Raw genomic sequence first — 13,853 nt, 5'->3', positions numbered from 1 at the left:
ATCTGCAAGGCATGGGCCTCCCAGCCCGAACACTTCCGGCTCAATCCGCTCCAGCAAATGCCGGGACTAAACACCTACTGTAACGCATGTCGTCCAAATTGCGCAGTGTTTGAGCCAACGACAGGTATCGAAACAAAGACTTGGAGCGTCGCCTGAATCCATTCGTCGCGGCGCGCTTTAGGCACTGCTAGCCGCCATGGGGAGAAATCCCCATCACTTTCCTTTGCTGCATGGGGTCTATCCCCGAAGCGCGTCGACGGGCTGGTTCGCTACTCTTCTCCCATGGCTCAAGAAGCCGATGGAGACAGAGATGAACGGACGAACGGAAGCGATTTCAATTCACCAGGCAAAGCCGCAAGGCACGGGCGCAATCGGCATAGCGCAGACGAAGGCGCGTGCCGGTGCGCTGCTCGAACTCGGGACAGCCTTCATGAAACTTCAGGCTGACACCGCGCAGACGCAGCCGGGCGACGCGAACATCGACAGCGAGGAGCGTCCCGCGCCGCGAGAGGAGCATTTCGACGTCGTCGTCGTCGGCGCTGGCCAGAGCGGCCTTTCCGTCGGTTACTATCTGGCCCGCAAGGGGATAAAGTTCGTCATCCTGGAAGCTCGCCAGCGCGTCGGGGATATTTGGCGCGCGCGATGGGATTCGCTGCGCCTTTTCACGCCGGCGCGCTTCGACGGGCTGGTGGGCATGCGTTTTCCTGCCCCCGCTCATTCCTTTCCGACCAGGGATGAAATGGCCAATTATCTGGAAGCCTATGCCGAGAAATTCGCCTTGCCGGTACGCACGGGCACCAAGGTTGACGAGGTTAGTCGCCACGGCGAGCGTTATGTCGTCACCGCGGGCGCGAGCCGTTTCACCGCCGATCATGTCGTCATTGCCGCCGCGAGCTACCAGAAGCCGAAGCTTCCGGATTTCGCCGCGCTGCTTGATCCGGCGATACGGCAATTCCACTCGTCCGCCTACCAAAACCCGTCGCAGCTCAGGCCGGGCGGGGTACTTCTGGTCGGGGCCAGCAATTCAGGTGCGGAGATTGCCATGGACCTGGCTGGCACGCACCGCGTCTGGCTGGCCGGCCGGCATCCAGGCCACATTCCCGTGGCCTACAACGGCACCATCGCTCTCCGTGTGGTGATACCGTTCGTCTTCCGCGTCCTTCTGCACCGTCTGCTTTCGGTGGATACGCCGATCGGGCGCAGGGCAAGGCCAGCACATCTCGTCCATGGCCTGCCCCTGATCCGGGTAAAGCCGCAACACATGGACGCGGCCGGGATAAACCGGGTTGCGCGCGTCGCCGCCGTCAAGGACGGCAAGCCGGTGCTCGAAACCGGCGAGGCTCTCGAGGTCGAGAACGTAATCTGGTGCACCGGCTTCCGGCCCGGACTGGATTGGATCAAACTGCCGGTTTTTGATGAAAGCGGCCGGCCGGGGCAATATCGCGGGGCCGTTACCGGCGAACCTGGGCTCTATGTCTGTGGCCTGCCATTCCAGCACTCCCCCTCCTCGACAATGATCCACGGTGCGGAAAGGGACGCCGGTTACGTGGCGGATGCGATAAGCGAGCGGATGCGGATCGCCAAAAGCTAGAACAAAACGTAGACAGTTCTGGTCTTTCGCTCCCGAATCACTACATTCGGGGGCGATGTCGGGCTTTTCCGAAGACATGCCTTTTTTCGACGAACCGAATGCGCGGCCCGCTGCGGCCCCATCCGGCATAGCCGCGCGCGCCATGGCGGCGCGCAGCGGGCAGAACAGCGTGCCTGATTATCTCAAGGGCCTGAACCCGGAGCAGCGGCTCGCGGTCGAGACGACCGAAGGCCCGGTTCTGGTGCTCGCCGGCGCTGGCACCGGCAAGACGCGGGTGCTCACCACGCGCATTGCCCACATCCTTGCCACCGGCAGGGCCTTCCCTTCGCAGATCCTGGCCGTCACCTTCACCAACAAGGCCGCGCGCGAGATGAAGCAGCGCATCGGCATTCTGATCGGCGAAGGCAATGTCGAGGGCATGCCGTGGCTCGGCACCTTCCACTCGATCGGCGTGAAGCTGCTTCGCCGCCACGCCGAGCTTGCCGGGCTGAAATCGGATTTCACCATTCTCGACACCGACGACGTGGTGCGGCTGATCAAGCAATTGATCCAGGCCGAAGGGCTGGACGACAAGCGCTGGCCGGCCAAGACGTTCGCCCAGATGCTCGACAACTGGAAGAACAAGGGCCTTGGCCCCGACGAAATCGCGGAAGGCGATGCGCGCAGCTTCGGCAACGGCAAGGGTCGCCAGCTCTACAAGGCCTACCAGGAGCGGCTGCAGACGCTGAATTCCTGCGACTTCGGCGACCTGCTCTACCATCCGATCCGCATCTTCCGCGCCTATCCGGACGTGCTGAAGGAATATCACCGCAGGTTCAAATACATACTGGTCGACGAATACCAGGACACCAACACCGCGCAGTATATGTGGCTGCGGCTTCTGGCGCAGCGGCCCAATTCTGGGCGCAGCCCATCGGCCGAAGGCCGCAAGCCCGACCGGGCGTCGGCCGGCCAGGCCGCCCCCGCGGAGGCCAGCGAGCGAAGCGAGCGCGCGGCCGTGAGCGAGAACAAAGTCAATATCTGCTGCGTCGGCGACGACGACCAATCGATCTATGGCTGGCGCGGCGCCGAGGTCGACAACATCCTGCGCTTCGACAAGGATTTCCCGGGCGCCACCATCATCCGGCTGGAGCGCAACTATCGCTCCACCGCGCATATATTGGGCGCTGCCTCCCACCTCATCGCCCACAACGAGGGCCGCTTCGGCAAGACGCTGTTCACCGACCGCGACGACCCCGAGGACGATAAGGTGCATGTCCACGCCGCCTGGGACTCGGAGGAAGAGGCCAGGGCCATCGGCGACGCGATCGAGGCCTACCAGCGGCAGAAGCACAATCTCAACGAAATGGCGATCCTGGTGCGTGCCTCCTTCCAGATGCGCGCCTTCGAAGACCGCTTCATCACGCTGGGCTTGAACTACCGCGTCATCGGCGGCCCGCGCTTCTACGAGCGCCTGGAAATCCGCGACGCGCTTGCCTTCTTCCGCGTCGTCGCCAATGGCGGAGACGACCTCGCCTTCGAGCGCATCGTCAACGTGCCGAAGCGCGGGCTGGGCGAAGCCACCATCCGCCAGATCCATGACACGGCGCGCGCCATGCGCATCCCGATGCTGGAAGCGGCCGCGACGCTTGCCGAAAGCGACGAGCTGAAGCCGAAGCCGCGCGCCGCATTGCGTGAGGTCGCGGCCAATTTCGAGCGCTGGCAGAAGGCGCTGGAAACCACCCCGCACACCGAGCTTGCCGAGACCATTCTGGAGGAGAGCGGCTACACCGACATGTGGAAGAACGACCGTTCGGCGGAGGCGCCCGGGCGGCTGGAAAACCTCAAGGAGCTGATCCGCTCCATGGAGGAGTATGAATCGCTCCGTTCCTTCCTCGAGCATGTCGCGCTGGTGATGGAGGCCGAGCAGGGCGAGTCGCAAGATGCGGTCTCGATCATGACGCTGCATTCGGCCAAGGGTCTCGAATTCGAGACCGTCTTCCTGCCCGGCTGGGAGGAAGGCCTTTTTCCGCATCAGCGCGCGCTGGACGAAGGCGGCCGCTCCGGCCTGGAGGAAGAGCGCCGGCTCGCCTATGTCGGCCTGACGCGCGCCAAGAAGAACCTGCACATCTGGTTCGTCTCTAACCGCCAGATTCACGGCCTGTGGCAATCGACGATCCCGTCGCGCTTCGTCGACGAATTGCCCGAAACCCATATCGATATCGCCGACAGCGGCAACAGCTACGGCGGCTACGGCAATCCCTATGGCGGCGGCTCATTCGCCTCAGGCCGCGGCGGCGGTCGGCAGAACCCCTACGGCGCTTCGCGCTTCGACAATATCGGCGCCAAGGACCAGGACAGCTTCTCCAACACCTATGCCACGCCCGGCTGGCAGCGGGCGCAGGCGAACCGCACCGAGGCGACCGACCGCAACTGGGGCACGCGTTCGGGCCACCAGGTCGAGCGTATCGGCTACGGCGAAACTGATAGCGGCTACGGCGCCGGCCGCACCAGCGTGAAGGGCCGCACCATCGAGGGCGAGCTGGTCGCCAAATCCGTTGCCGACACGCCGTCCGCCTTCAATGTCGGCGACCGCGTCTTCCACCAGAAATTCGGCAACGGCAATATCGCGGCCATCGACGGCAACAAGCTCACCATCGACTTCGACAAGGCCGGCCAGAAGCGCGTGCTGGACGGGTTTGTCGCGCCGGTGTGACCGGCTTACCTGTATCGCGCCTGGTTCCACTTATGACCGAGCAGCGACAGGATGATGATCAGCCCGTTGAAGAACTGGACGTAGAAGCCGCTCAGGCCCGCCGCGACAACCCCGGTCTGGATGAACGACACGGTGACCGCGCCGATCGCGCCGCCAACCACCGTGCCGATGCCGCCCCAGGTCGGCGTGCCGCCGACGAACACCGAGGCCAGCACCGGCAACAGATAGCCGTCGCCCGCCGTCGGCCACCAGGTGAAATTGATCATCACCGAGAAGGTGCCGGCGATCGCAGCGCCAATCCCGACGAAGACGAACACTTTCACCCGAACCCATTTGACGTCGATGCCCATCTGCCTGGCGCTGTCAGGATTGTCGCCGACCACTTTCACCTGCGCGCCGAAGCGGTGGCGGTTGTAGAGCAGCGCCGAGAAAACGACGAAGGCGATAGCCCAGAAGATCTGCACGGGGATGCCCCAGACCTGGCTAGAGAAGATCTTGTAGGCCGAGCTGTCGGCAACGCCGGTCAGCGCCGTCGACTTGCCTTCGTTGATGATCTGGATCAAGCCGCGCAACAGGAAATTCATGCCGAGCGTGGCGATCAGTGACGACAGGCCGCCATAGACGACCAGCGAGCCGACCAGGAAGCCGAGCAGCGTGCCGGTAACGAGCGCCGCCGCAATGCCGAGGAACGGATCGTAGCCGGCCTGCACCACCAGCGCGAAGACCCAGGAAGCGAAGCCCATCGTCGCCGGGAATGACAGGTCGATTTCCCCGCAGGTGACGACGAAGACCAGCGGCACCACCACGAACAGCGCGACGGGAAGCGTGGTCAGCACAGAACTGTAGAGATACCAGGTGGTGAAGACGGTCGGGTTGGCGATGATGAACACCGCCATCATGACGATGAACACGGCAAGTGTGCCAAGCGCTGCGCGGTTGTCGATGACGAAGCCGCGCAGCCAGTGGTTGGACGGATGGCTCCATTCCTTGGCTGGCTTCTTGGCTACCTGGCCGCTTGCCCTTCCCAGAGGAGTTTGCAGATCGGGTTCCATCGCCTTGCTCATTGCGCTCCCTGCTCCGCGTCCTCATGCAGTCCCGGCAACCCGCCGGGATGCGCCACGTCTTCCATGAAATTGATGAGGTCCTCGGCCGACTTGATTTCGGTGCGGCCGGCCGTCAGCGCCACCTTGCCGCGGTCGAGCACGACGAAGCGGTCGGCGATGTCGAAGACATGGTGGATGTTGTGGCCGATGAACAGGATCGAGCGGCCGCTCGCCCGCACCTGGCGCACGAAGTGAAAGACCTTGGCGGTCTCGGTCAGCGACAGCGCCGTCGTCGGCTCGTCGAGGATGATCAGTTCCGCCTGCTTGTAGATGGCGCGCGCGATCGCCACGCCCTGGCGCTCGCCGCCCGAAAGCTGGCCGACGATCGAATGCGGCGTGAACACTTTCGAGGTGAAGCCGATCTCGCGCATCAGTCGGCTCGCCTCCTCGATCTCCTTATTGACCTTCAGCCAGCCCATGAAGCTGGTGAGCTCGCGGCCCATGAAGATGTTGCGCACGATCGTCTGCTGTACGGCCAGCGCCCGGTCCTGGAACACCGTCTCTATGCCGGCGTCGCGCGAGCGCGCCGCGCTCCATCCGCTAACCGGCTTGCCGCGCACCAGGATATCGCCGCTGGTCGGCTTGACTACCCCGGACAGGATCTTGATCAGCGTCGACTTGCCGGCGCCGTTGTCGCCGATCAGGCCTACCACCTCGCCGCGATCGACGCTGAGATCGACGCCGCCGAGCGCATAGACCTGGCCATAGGATTTCTTGATGTCGCGCAGTTCGATGATGCGTTCGCTCATGCGATCCTCGCTGGAATTGACTGTCTGCCGGTCATCTCGCCGGCCGGGCAATAATCCCGGCCGGCGGCTTGGGAGGTCAACGCAATGCCTGCTTGGCCAGCTCGGAGACGATCTCGTAGTTCTGCGGCGTCACGAAGCCGGCGCCGGTGTCGACATTCATCGGCGCCAACCCCAGCACCACTTGCTGGCAGAGGCTGAGGATCGGCAGGTAACCCTGCAGGAACGGCTGCTGGTCGGCCGTCAGCTGCACCCAGCCGCCCTTGAAGCCTTCGACGATCTGCGGACTGGTGTCGAAGCCGAAATTGAAGATCTCGCCCGGCTTCCTGCCCGCCGCCTGCATATAGGTCGCGACATTGCCGAGCATCTGGCCCCCTGGATAGCCGACCGCCTTGACGTCGGGGTGGTTGAGCAGTGCCGCCGTGATCACCGGAATGGCGAGGTTCGGATCGGAAGCCCATTCGCCGCTCGGCGGCGAGGACAACTGGATCACCTCGACGCCGGCTTCTTTCAGGGCCGCCACCGTGCCGCGCTCGCGCGCGCCGCGGTTCTCGTTCTCGAACGGGCCGATCATGATCGCCTTGTCGCCCGCCTTGAGCTTGCCGAGCTTGAACGCCTCGGCGCCGAGCGCGCGGCCCTGCTGCTCCTGCTGCGCGCCGACATAGCCGCCGCCGAACGCCGCCACCACCTTCGGCACCGGCACGTTCTGGTACATCATCTTGATGCCGTCCTTATGTGCCTGTTCGGCCAGCGGCATGATCGCGGCATCGCCCGGATGGCCCATCATGGCGATGCCCTGCGGCTTGACCGCGACCGCCTCGCGCAATTGCTGCACCATCTTCTCGACGTCCCACTGCGAGAAGATGTAGTCCACTTTCGGCCCGAGATCGGCAGCCGCCTGCTTGGCGCCATTATAGACGATGGTGCCGAAGGCATCGCCCTCGGCGCCGCCGACGAAGAAGCGGATGTGCACGTCCTTGCACCATTGCGCGTCCAGCGCGTGCGCCGGCAAGGTGGATATCGAGGCGCAGAGCGCCGTGGCGGCCGCCACGACGGTCGAGCGCAGAACAGTCCTTCTGGTCGTCATGCTCATGAACGTTCCTCCCTTTTGATCCCTCGCATCGGAGGGTTTTCGACAATGGCTCGGCGCGGCGCGCCGCAGTGCTGGCCGGCTCCTCCCGCCGGCCAATCCTCACATCAAGCCGGATTTGGCAGGTAGCTGGACCCTCCCCGGCATTGCTTCAGATAGTCGAGCGCGCGCGCCTGTCCGGTGATTTCGAGGTCGCCGCGATAGACCGGGTCATGCCAGCCCTCGATGTCGATGGCGCCCTTGTAGCCGGCGAGCCGCAACTCGCTGATCACCCGCGTCCAGTCGCTGTCGCCGAAGCCCGGCGTGCGCATCTGCACGAAAGGCAGGCGCCCGAACACGCCATGCTCGCGGATGACGTCCCAGCGCACCGTCGCGTCCTTGCCGTGGACATGGAAGATGCGCGGCGCCCATTTGCGGATCTGCGGTATCGGGTCGATGAGATAAACGAGCTGGTGGCAAGGTTCCCATTCGAGGCCGAGGTTGTCGTCCGGCAACTCGTTGAACATCAGCTCCCAGGCATCAGGATTGTGGGCGATATTCCAGTCGCCGCTCGCCCAGTTGCCGTCCATCGCGCAATTCTCGAAGGCGATGCGCACGCCCTTATCTGCGGCACGCTTGGCCAGCGGCCCCCACACCTCGCGGAAGCGCGGCAGGCTGTCGGTCAGCTTCTTGCCGCGGATGCGGCCGGTGAAGCCGCTGACAATGGACGTCCCGAACAAATGCGCATTGTCGATCACCGTCTCCCAGGCCGCGAGCACGCCGCGATCGACCTCGCCGCCTTCCAGCGGATTGCCGAACACGCCGATCGACGACACGGTGACGTCGGCATCGCCGATCGCTTCGCGGATTTCGCCGGCCAGGCGCTTCAGGTCCTTGCCGCCCAATGTCTGCCAGAAGAAGGGCTGGATGCTCTCGAATCCGAGCGGCAGGATCTGCCTGACATAGGCGGCCGGGTCGTCGAGATTGGCCCGCACCATGGTGCCGATCCTGATGTCGAGAAGCGGGTTTGCCATCATTGTGCTTCCTTGGCGATTGTCACGCGCCGCCCGCTCTCCGCGCTCTCGATCGCGCCGAAGACCATGGCCAGGCTTTTGATGTTGTCGGCGCCGCGCGTCTCCGGCTCGGTGCCGGTCTCGATCGCGTGCATGAAATCCTGGATAATGCCAAAATGGCCGTCGACGCGGTCGGTCGGATCAAGCGGCGGCACTTCGATCGGCATCGTCTTGTCGATGATACCGTCGCGGCCGGACGCAACCACTTCCGCCTGGAGCCCCTCATGGCCGTCCCACAGCACGCTGCCGCGCTCGGCGACGATGCGCCAGCTGCCTTCCCAGCTGGTGCGAAAACCATCCGCGCACCAGGAGCCGGCATAGGTGAACACCTTGCCGCCGCCGAGATCGAAGACGGCGCTCGCCGATGAGCCCTGGCGGTACCAGGAATTGGCCGGCTCCCATTCCTGGCAGTAGACGCTGGCCGGTTCGCCGGCGACCATGTAGCGAGCGGCATCGAAGGTGTGGATCGCCATATCGAGCAGCAGCACGTGGCGCATCTCCTCGCGAAAGCCGCCGAAATGCGGCGCGACGAAGAAATCGGCATGGATGCTGGTCGGCGCGCCGATGGCGCCGGAGTCGAGGAACCGCCTGATGCGCCTGACATTGACGACGTAGCGCCGGTTCTGGACGACTGCGTGGATGCGCCCCGCGCGGCGCGCTGCCTCGACGATGGCGCGCGCATTGTCGGGGCTGTCGGCCAGCGGCTTTTCGCTGAGCAAATGGCAATGATGGGCGAAGGCCGAAAGCGCGACCTCGCGGCGGGCTGCCGGGACCACGACATCGAATACGGCGTCGGGCTTCGTCTCATCGAGAACGGCGTCGAGGCTGGTGCCGATCACTGCATGGGAGAGCCCGTACTCGCGCGCCCTCGCTTGCGCCCGGTCGGCATCGAGATCGACGAGGCCGGCAATGGCAAGCCCGTCGACCCGCCTTGCGGCATCGAGCCAGTGCTTGCTCATGGCTCCGCACCCGACCAGGACGACCTTCATCATCCAGCGCTCCTCCTCGGCTCGGCCCCTCCAGGCCGAGTGTCACGGCATCCACGGCATCACCCGTAAACGGATTTCCGTAAACGTTTACGAGAACACACCCGATGGCGTAGAATGTCAATCGGCTGCTTATCGAAAATTATCCCGAAGCCTTGGCCTGAGCGGCAGCCGGTGCTAGCCAAGGCAGGGGGAGAATCGTCCTTGGCGTCCAGCATCCACGACCTTGCGCGTCACCTGAACATCTCGATCGGCACCGTGTCGCGGGCGCTGAACGGCCGCGCCGACGTCAATGCCGACACACGCCAGCGCGTGCTGGAAGCAGCAAGGGAGCTGAATTATTCGCCAAACCAGTCCGGCCGAAGCCTCCGGCAAGGCGCCACCCGCTCCATCGCCTTCATGCTGCAGCCGCATCCGGGCGACCAGGAATATGGCGAGCCCTTCTTCATCCCGTTCCTGACCGGCTTGCAGGCGCGGCTCGCCGAAAGCGGGCTCGACCTGATCGTGGTGATGGGCGCGCCTGGAGACTACCAGCAGGAGCGCCTGCGCCGCGTTGTCGAGACCCGCCGCGCCGACGCGGTGGTGCTGGCCTGGACGCGCCGCGAGGACGAACGCATCGACTACCTGACCGAGCGAGGCTTTCCCTTCGCCACGCTCGGCCGCAGCCGCTCGGGCGGCAGCTCCTACCCTTCCCTCGATCTCGATTTCGAGAAGGCGGGCAGCGATGCGGTCGACCGGCTGCTGGCGCGCGGCCACCGCCGCATCGCCGCCATCCGCCCGGCGCTCGATCTCAATTTCGGTTATCTCTTCCTCGACGGCTATCGCAAGGCGCTGAAGCGGCACGGCATCGAGGTTGACCCCGGCCTGATCGCCGACGGCTTCATCAACGAGGCTGGCGGCTACCAGGTGACGCCGCGCGTAATGCTGGCGAAGGACAGGCCGACCGCCATCATCTTCAACAACGACGCCATGGCGCTCGGCGGCTGCAAGGCGCTGGCCGAGATGGGCATCCGGCCCGGCCACGACATCGCCGTAACCGTTATCGTCGACACGCCGCTCTGCCGCTATTTCTCGCCGGCGCTGACGGCCTTCCGTCCATCGCTGGAGCCGATGGGCCGGAGGCTGGCCGAGATGCTGCTCGCCTCGCTTCCCGCCTTCGCCGGTCCCGAAGGCACACGCATCATCCACGAGGTTTGGCCGCTGGAGCTGATTGCAAGAGAGAGCGATTGAGCACCCCTTTCCCTTCTCCCCCTGTGGGAGAAGGTGTCGCCGAAGGCGACGGATGAGAGGTGTTCCAGACGGCACCAGCGTCTCACTCCGCTGGAGCACGCCTCATCGTCTCGGCGCTACGCGCCGATCCACCTTCTCCACGAGGGGAGAAGGAAGCTGTCATGCAACCATCACGTTCACGTCCTAGACCGCTCGACGGCTAGGGCTGGCCGCATCGTCGATGCCGTGCCCTTTTGAGCCAACGGCCGCTCTGCTCGTCTAGAAGGGGATATCGATGAAACACCTCAACCGAACCGTCGCGCTCGGCGCGGCGCTTGCCCTGTTCACCGCCATGACGCCGGCGCTCGCCGACGGCGTCGCCTATGTCAACAAGGGGCTCGTCGGCGTCGGCCGCATTCCGGCCAACCAGAGGGACAAGTTCGGCGAGACTTTCGGTTCGGGGTCCGGCATGGCGATCGACACCAAAAGTTGGGTACGCGACGGCGCGGGCTACAAGGGCTCGCTCTGGCTGCTGCCGGATCGCGGCTATAATGTCGTCGGCACCGCCGACTATCGCCCGCGTATCAACACCATCTCGATCGAGCTGGCCCCGACCGCTCCCGGGGCGGCGCCCGCCGCCGGACAGGAACAGACCGGCGTCAAGGCGACGCTCGCCGACACCATGCTCTTGACCGACGACAAGGGCGCCGATGCCACCGGCCTCGATCCGCTGAACGGCGTGCGCGAGGCCGCCGGCGATATGCCGATCCTGCCGCAGGCCGAAAACGGCAAGCTGGCGCTGGACGACGAGGCGATCGTGCGTCTGCCCGATGGCACGATGTTCATCTCCGACGAATATGGTCCCAACATCTACCGCTTCTCGGCCGAAGGCCGGCTGATGTCGGCGACCCAGCCGCCCGCGGCGCTGGTGCCGATGCGCCACGGCAAGCCGAACTTCGCTTCCGACAACCCCGGCCCGGGCGCCGCCGAGCCCGATCCGAAGGATCCCGAGACCGGCCGCCAGAACAACCAGGGCCTCGAAGGCATGTCGATGACGCCGGACGGCAAGTTCTTGATTGCCGTGCTGCAGTCGGCGCCCCGCCAGGACGGCGGCGATTCCGGTTCGACCCGCCAGAACATCCGCGCGCTGATCTATGACGCCTCAGATCTCGCCCATCTCAAGCTGGCGCATGAATATGTCGTGCCGCTGCCGGTCTTCAAGGATGCCAAAGGCAAGACCAAGGTGGCCGCGCAGAGCGAGATCGTCGCGCTGTCCGACAAGAGCTTCCTGATGCTGGCGCGCGACTCAGGCAACGGCCAAGGACTCAAGGGCGATGAGTCGCTCTACCGCAAGATCGAGATCGTCGATCTCTCCGCAGCTACCGACATCGCCAACGGCCCGTTTGACGCCGCCGACAAGCCGGTCGCGCCGAAGGGGGTGCTCGATGCATCGGTGACGCCTGCCAAGCTGACGCCGTTCATCGATATCAACGACGAGGGCGAGCTTGGCCGCTTCGGCCTGCACAATGGCGCGCCGAACGACAAGGACAACCTGTCGGAGAAGTGGGAAGCGATGTCGCTGGTCTCCGTGCTCGATCCGAAGCTGCCCGACGACTATTTCCTGTTCGTCGCCAATGACAACGATTTCCTGACCCAGGACGGGTTCCAGGTCGGCGCTTCGTACAAGGCCGAGAACGGCGCCGATGTCGACACCATGTTCCTGGTCTATCAGGTCACCCTGCCCGGATTGTCTGGGAACAGCCTCGCCGCGAACTAGTTCTGCCCTAACTAGTTCCGCTCTGGGCGGATGCCTCTGGCATCTGGTCCACGCGGAAGGGATGCATGAGCATCAGGCCTGCGATAGCATCGCGGGCCTGATTCATTCTCGGTGCTGCCATGGATGACGAAAAGCCCGCCCGCCGGCGGACTCACGACCTGACCAGCGGCCCTATCCCGCGCACGCTGCTTTTGTTCGCCTTGCCCGTGCTGGGCTCCAACGTGCTGCAGTCGCTCAACGGCTCGATCAACGCGGTCTGGGTCGGCCGCTTCCTCGGCGAGGCGGCGCTGACGGCGACCTCCAACGCCAATCTGGTGCTGTTCCTCATCCTCGGCACCGTCTTCGGTATCGGCATGGCGGCGACCATCCTGGTGGCGCAATCCGTCGGCGCCCGCGACCTGCCCGAGGCGAAGCGCATCGTCGGCACCAGCGCCACCTTCTTCTTCCTCGTCTCGGTGGTGTTCGCCGTCTGCGGCTGGATCTCAGTCGACGCCATTCTCACCGGCCTCGGCACGCCGGCCGATGCCTTGCCTTTGGCGCGCGCCTACTTACGCATCATCTTCGTCGCCGTGCCGATGATGAACCTCTTGTCCTTCGTCATGACCGTGCTGCGCGGCGCCGGCGACTCGCGAACCCCGTTCGTCTTCATGGCGCTGGCGGTCGTGCTCGACGTCGTGCTCAATCCACTGCTGATCCGCGGCATCGGCCCCTTCCCCGAGCTCGGCATCGCCGGCTCGGCGACATCGACGCTGATAGGCCAGACCGTGAGCGTCATCGCCATCCTGATCGTGCTTTATGTGCGCAAACACCCGCTGCGGCTGGCGGGCAGCGACCTCGCCTTGCTTCGGCCCGATCCGGCGCTGCTGCGCATCGTCGTCTTCAAGGGCATCCCGATGGGCCTGCAGATGATCGTCATCTCGGCCGCCGCGCTCACCGTGATGGGCATCGTCAACTCCTATGGATCGCAGGTTGCCGCCGCTTACGGCATCGCCGCGCAGCTCTGGACCTATATCCAGATGCCGGCTCTCGCGATCGGCGCCGCCGTCTCCTCGATGGCCGCCCAGAATGTCGGCGCCGGGCGCTGGGACCGCATCGGCAAGGTCGCGGCCTCAGGCGTCGGCTTCAACCTGGTGCTGACCGGCGCGCTGGTGGCGCTGCTTTTCGTCTTCGACCGCGCTGTGCTCAGCCTTTTCCTCAGCAACGACAGCACCGCGATCGATATTGCCGCCCATATCAACAGGGTGGCCTCCTGGTCGTTCATCCTGTTCGGCATCACGATCGTGCTCTTCGCCACGGTGCGCGCCACCGGCGCCGTCATGCCGCCGCTCATCATCCTGATCATCTCGGTGTTGATCATTCGTACCGGCTTTGCCTATTCCATGCGCAGCGTCATCGGCCAGGAGGCGCTGTGGTGGAGCTTTCCGGCGGGCTCGATCGCCTCGCTGGTGCTCGCCGCCGCTTATTATCGTTTCGGCCGCTGGCGCACGATGCATATGATCGAGGACCGGCCGGCGGCCGGCGAGCCGCCCGACACCGGCCTCGGCGTGCCCCGCCAGCGCGCGCAGCTCCTGGCGGAGACGCCGAACAGCTGAAATCCGCGAGGA

10 protein-coding genes are annotated in these 13,853 nt (G+C 64.9%); 5 read left to right on the top strand and 5 right to left on the bottom strand.

What is annotated here, in order from left to right:
• The first annotated feature begins 223 nt into the window (after positions 1 to 223).
• Together LB553_RS22395 and LB553_RS22390 are read left to right on the top strand one after the other, a co-directional pair.
• The gene (locus tag LB553_RS22395) at positions 224 to 1,591 is read left to right on the top strand and encodes a flavin-containing monooxygenase (RefSeq protein WP_224516476.1); all 1,368 of its coding nucleotides are present in this window, start codon (positions 224 to 226) and stop codon (positions 1,589 to 1,591) included.
• Positions 1,592 to 1,646: 55 nt separating this feature from the next.
• Entirely contained in the window at positions 1,647 to 4,286 is a 2,640-nt protein-coding gene (locus LB553_RS22390) for an ATP-dependent helicase (protein WP_224516475.1), read from the top strand.
• Positions 4,287 to 4,291: 5 nt separating this feature from the next.
• On the opposite strand, the gene LB553_RS22385 is transcribed toward LB553_RS22390, so the two are convergent.
• The 5 genes from LB553_RS22385 to LB553_RS22365 all read right to left on the bottom strand — a co-directional run bounded on the left by LB553_RS22385 (position 4,292) and on the right by LB553_RS22365 (position 9,269).
• On the bottom strand, positions 4,292 to 5,350 hold the full coding sequence (locus LB553_RS22385) for an ABC transporter permease (protein WP_224516474.1): 1,059 nt from the start codon (positions 5,348 to 5,350) through the stop codon (positions 4,292 to 4,294).
• Positions 5,347 to 6,138, bottom strand: coding sequence for an ATP-binding cassette domain-containing protein (locus LB553_RS22380; protein ID WP_224516473.1), 792 nt, complete (start codon positions 6,136 to 6,138; stop codon positions 5,347 to 5,349). The genes LB553_RS22385 and LB553_RS22380 overlap by 4 nt, the downstream gene beginning before the upstream one ends.
• Positions 6,139 to 6,214: 76 nt before the next feature.
• Positions 6,215 to 7,228, bottom strand: coding sequence for a substrate-binding domain-containing protein (locus tag LB553_RS22375; RefSeq protein ID WP_224516472.1), 1,014 nt, complete (start codon positions 7,226 to 7,228; stop codon positions 6,215 to 6,217).
• Between the two features lie 104 nt (positions 7,229 to 7,332).
• A complete protein-coding gene (locus tag LB553_RS22370) occupies positions 7,333 to 8,241 on the bottom strand; it encodes a sugar phosphate isomerase/epimerase family protein (RefSeq protein ID WP_224516471.1) in 909 nt (302 codons plus the stop codon).
• Positions 8,238 to 9,269, bottom strand: coding sequence for a Gfo/Idh/MocA family protein (locus LB553_RS22365; protein ID WP_224516470.1), 1,032 nt, complete (start codon positions 9,267 to 9,269; stop codon positions 8,238 to 8,240). The genes LB553_RS22370 and LB553_RS22365 overlap by 4 nt, the downstream gene beginning before the upstream one ends.
• A 198-nt stretch (positions 9,270 to 9,467) precedes the next feature.
• On the opposite strand from LB553_RS22365, the gene LB553_RS22360 reads away from it, so the two are divergent.
• The 3 genes from LB553_RS22360 to LB553_RS22350 all read left to right on the top strand — a co-directional run bounded on the left by LB553_RS22360 (position 9,468) and on the right by LB553_RS22350 (position 13,841).
• Positions 9,468 to 10,493 (top strand): LacI family DNA-binding transcriptional regulator, encoded by a 1,026-nt coding sequence (locus LB553_RS22360; protein ID WP_224516469.1) that lies wholly within the window; start codon positions 9,468 to 9,470, stop codon positions 10,491 to 10,493.
• A gap of 331 nt (positions 10,494 to 10,824) precedes the next feature.
• Entirely contained in the window at positions 10,825 to 12,249 is a 1,425-nt protein-coding gene (locus LB553_RS22355) for an esterase-like activity of phytase family protein (protein ID WP_224516478.1), read from the top strand.
• 119 nt (positions 12,250 to 12,368) lie between these two features.
• The gene (locus tag LB553_RS22350; protein ID WP_224516468.1) at positions 12,369 to 13,841 is read left to right on the top strand and encodes an MATE family efflux transporter; all 1,473 of its coding nucleotides are present in this window, start codon (positions 12,369 to 12,371) and stop codon (positions 13,839 to 13,841) included.
• Positions 13,842 to 13,853 lie beyond the last annotated feature (12 nt).

The organism is Mesorhizobium sp. CA8 (assembly GCF_020164955.1).
Classification (GTDB): domain Bacteria; phylum Pseudomonadota; class Alphaproteobacteria; order Rhizobiales; family Rhizobiaceae; genus Mesorhizobium.
The sequence above is the reverse complement of the archived record's forward strand: the minus strand, read 5'-3'. Positions and strand labels throughout refer to the sequence as shown.